Raw genomic sequence first — 3,532 nt, 5'->3', positions numbered from 1 at the left:
TCGCTCGACTGCGGACGAACTCGCCGTTGCAATTCTTCGCTGACAGCGTACCTTCGTCCTGTGAACGAGCTTTCGCCTATAGTGTCTGAGTTCGACAGTGAGGAAGCCGCCGAGGCATATGACCGGTGGCTTAGGGCGAAGGTTGCCAAGTCGCTTGCGGACGTTCGCCCTCCGGTGCCGCACGACGAGGCGATGGCCCGCATTCGAGCGATCATCGCCGACCGTAAGCCGGCGGGCAAAGACGCTTGAACCTGATCTGGCGCGAAGAAGCGCTGGACGATCTCGGCGCCATCATAGCCTTTATCGCTGACTATAATGAAGCTGCGGCGGTGCGGCTTCAGGACGTGATCGAAGGCTGCGCCGAGCGACTGCCGGAGCATCCGTTCATGTACCGGACGGGGCGGGCGCCCGGCACCCGCGAGGCGGTGGTCCACCCTAACTATATTCTGATCTATAGGGTAAGTGCCGAGACGGTCGAGATCGTTTCAGTTGTTCACTCGCGCCGTCAGTATCCCTGATTATCGGGGGGTAGCTTGCAACGGAGCACAAGAGCTTGACCGCAAAACGATGTGATTGCGATGCGTTGTGCAACCTGCTGGAGAAGCAGTAGAAAGGCAAGAACGCTTGCGGGAAAGTGTGAACCATTGAGCATGCCGCATAACTGTTCCTCGCGGCGTCGGATGTGATGACCCATAGCGTTCGTAGTTATTCAAATAAGTTGGCGCGCTGTCTGTTGCGACCGGATGTTGATGGGCCCACAATGCCGATTGAACGGCCTGTCAAATGGCGCTCCAGAGGCACATCGCTTGGCGACGATCATTAAGGTCATGGCTGTCTCCGGCGTCCGTTCTCCTAAATGCCGCGTATGAAGAAACTTGGCGCTGTTCCGGAGGCGAGTACAGCCGCGATCAACAGAGAGAATTGTCTGTCCATAGAAGAGTTGTCGACGACGTGTCCCAGGTCGGGAGCGTTAGCAAGACAATCAGATGATTCTATGTGTACTGCTCACATCGAACACGGTAAACAGTCCGAACCTAAATCCATCGCTGAGGAATCTCATGGCCGCTGCAACGCCCAATCAGCCTAAGCGCATTCAGGTCAGCCAAAGCGATTTCCCAAATACTCCCATCGATCAGGTTTTGAGGCTCGCACAGGGTCTCTGGGACAACTTTGCCGGAAAAGGGACAGCCCCGCTTCGAGTGGCGATGGCTCTTGGCGTGAAGCCAACCAGCGGGCCCTGGCGAAATCTTTGCGGCTCTTCCATTGCGTATGGGCTGACGGATGGTGGCTACAACGCCGCAGAAATCACGCTTACCCCACTAGGCTTGAAGATTGTCCGGCCCACCGAGGATGGTGAGGACATGGCGGGCATTCGCGAAGCTATCCTAAAGCCCCGCATTCAACGTGACTTTCTCGAACGTTACAACAACGCCAAGTTTCCCAAGGACGTAATCGCCCAAAACGTGCTTGTGGACATGGGGCTGCCAAAGGAGCGCGCTGAGCAGGCACTCGCCATCTTAAAGGCCAATGCTGAGAGCGCCGGTGTTTTAGCAGACATCAAAGGCGATAAGTTCGTGTTTTTGGAGGGCGCAGGCATCACGTCGAAGAAAGCTGCTTCGGCGGCTGATGAGCCCGCAAACGATCAGGCTGTCGAAGATGATGCGGCTGATTGGTCGACCGGTAATTTCCTTGAGCATGGTGCAAGCCAAAGTGCTGCCTTCAATTCTGTGCCTCCCAATCTTCCCAAAGATGAGGTTCGACGGGTGTTTATCACTCACGGAAAGAATACCAAGATTCTTGGGCAGATTGAAAAAATTGTGAGGCATGGTGGCTTCGAGCCAGTAATCGCTAAGAACAACGAAACCGCTGCTAAGCCCGTCCCAGACAAGGTTCTCGATGACATGCGGTCATGTCAGGCCGCTGTCATTCACGTCGGAACGGATAGCATTCTCTATGACAAAGAGGGCAAGGAGGTACCCGTAATCAATCAAAATGTCTTGATCGAAATCGGTGTCGCTCGTGCTTGGTACACCCGTAAGTTTATCTTGCTCGTGGAGGATGGCGTATTACTTCCTTCAAATCTGCAAGGCTTGTACGAGTGTCGCTACAGCGGTGACGGCCTCGACATGGAAGCCACATTTAAACTGCTAGAGGCGTTCTCCGACTTCCGTAGCGCTAAATCACAAGGATGAGGCAACAACGAGCGTTCAAACAAGTCGAGACGATCCAAGTAAGCGTAACGACCCTTACCGGATTGTCAGCCCCGCTGCTAGCAGGCGGCAAACTGTTCGCGATTTAGGCTGGCAAGCAGCCGGCGCGTAATATGAAGTTTAAGTGGCTAAGAGACGTAGATGATCTCAGTTGCACGACTATATATGGCGTTAATGAAGTTAAACGGTTGGTAGTTCAAACGCCCACTGCAGCCTAGTTGGCTAAGAAATGAATCCGCGAAACGCCGCACCCCGCCGCGGCAAAGCCGCGCCGTCGATCGACACGCCCGGCGTCACCAGGCGGTCGTCGGCCGGGACCGCTTCCGCGACAGTCGCTAGGCTCCGCCTAGCTCCTTGAAGCGGCTCCAAGTCTCCTCATTCGCTGACGCCTCCCACACCGCCTGCGATTCCGCGATCCGCCGCTGCGCCTCGGCGCGGGCGTGCTGGCGTTCCCTGGCCGTGTCCCCCTGATAGTCCATCCATGATCCGGGCAGGAAGTCGCGCAGGTCGATCGGCGGGCGGGGTGGCTCGTCGGCGGCCTCCCAGATGTCGCGGCGCAGCTTGTCGAGGATGGGGGTGAGCGTGCCGCAGTTGATCTCCCGCTCGTACATGCCGTCGCCGCCCCGGCTGCGGGTGTGCATGTCGATGATGTCCATGCGCTCGCCGCAGCCTTCGAGGATCAGCTCAAAGAAGTTGAGCTGGCGCAGGTAGAAATCGGCGGCGGCCCAATTGCCGGCGAGGCGCTCGCGGCGCTCGCTCTGCACCTTGATCTGATAGGTGCGCATGAGGTGGACGAGGAATTCCTCGCTGCTCTGCTTGGCGGCCTCCGCCTCGGCAAAGGCGCGGCGTTCGTCCGCCTCGGCGCGCTCGCGGCAGGCGGGGCATTGCTTCGCCGCCTCGCGCGCGATCGTCTCGGGATGCTTGGTGCCGGGGGCGAGCGCGGTGTTGTTGTAACGATCGGGCAGGTGATGCTTCAGCATGAACATCAGCAGGCGATCATTGTACCAGCGGCGCTCGCCGATCTGCTCGCCCTTGTGGAAGACGGGGACGGGGACGCCCTCCATCGCGCGCTCCATGGCGATATCGGTGAGGCGCTGGACGCCGCTGGCGAGCGCGGCCTCCCAGGCGGCGCGGAAGCTTTCCGCCTCCGGCTGGCGGCGCAGGTGATAGGCGCCCTCCGTGGTCTTGCCGATGCGGCGGGCGGCGGCCTTTACCGATCCGGTTTCGGCGAGCGCGTGGATGAAGCCGCGCTGCCGCTCCGCCGTCCAGCCATCGTGCCGGTGCTTGCGGGGCACGGGGGTGAAGGCGAGCGGGTCGGGAGC

The 3,532-nt window shown here is 59.1% G+C and carries 4 protein-coding genes; 3 read left to right on the top strand and 1 reads right to left on the bottom strand.

Annotation, left to right across the window (positions count from 1 at the left end; translation table 11 throughout):
* From relB to AX702_RS11260, 3 genes are all read left to right on the top strand, one after another.
* On the top strand, positions 1–249 hold a 249-nt coding region (gene relB / locus AX702_RS22875), incomplete at its 5' end, for a type II toxin-antitoxin system RelB family antitoxin (protein WP_331710395.1).
* Entirely contained in the window at positions 246–518 is a 273-nt protein-coding gene (locus tag AX702_RS11265; protein WP_066779545.1) for a type II toxin-antitoxin system RelE/ParE family toxin, read from the top strand. The genes relB and AX702_RS11265, both read left to right, overlap by 4 nt.
* A 540-nt stretch (positions 519–1,058) precedes the next feature.
* Positions 1,059–2,192 carry a TIR domain-containing protein gene (locus tag AX702_RS11260; protein WP_066779542.1) on the top strand — a complete coding sequence of 378 codons (1,134 nt, stop codon included), beginning with the start codon at positions 1,059–1,061 and terminating at the stop codon, positions 2,190–2,192.
* 353 nt (positions 2,193–2,545) lie between these two features.
* Here AX702_RS11260 and AX702_RS22545 read toward each other — a convergent pair.
* On the bottom strand, positions 2,546–3,532 hold a 987-nt coding region (locus AX702_RS22545; RefSeq protein WP_066779540.1), incomplete at its 5' end, for a hypothetical protein.

It is taken from the genome of Sphingomonas sp. CCH5-D11, assembly GCF_001557395.1.
GTDB lineage: Bacteria > Pseudomonadota > Alphaproteobacteria > Sphingomonadales > Sphingomonadaceae > Sphingomonas.
Note: the sequence above shows the minus strand (reverse complement) of the source record. Positions and strands in the feature narration are given on the sequence as shown.

Coding starts and splice junctions, on each gene's coding strand:
- AX702_RS11260 (WP_066779542.1), top strand. CDS start 1,059: ATGGCCGCTGCAACGCCCAATCAGCCTAAGCGCATTCAGGTCAGCCAA.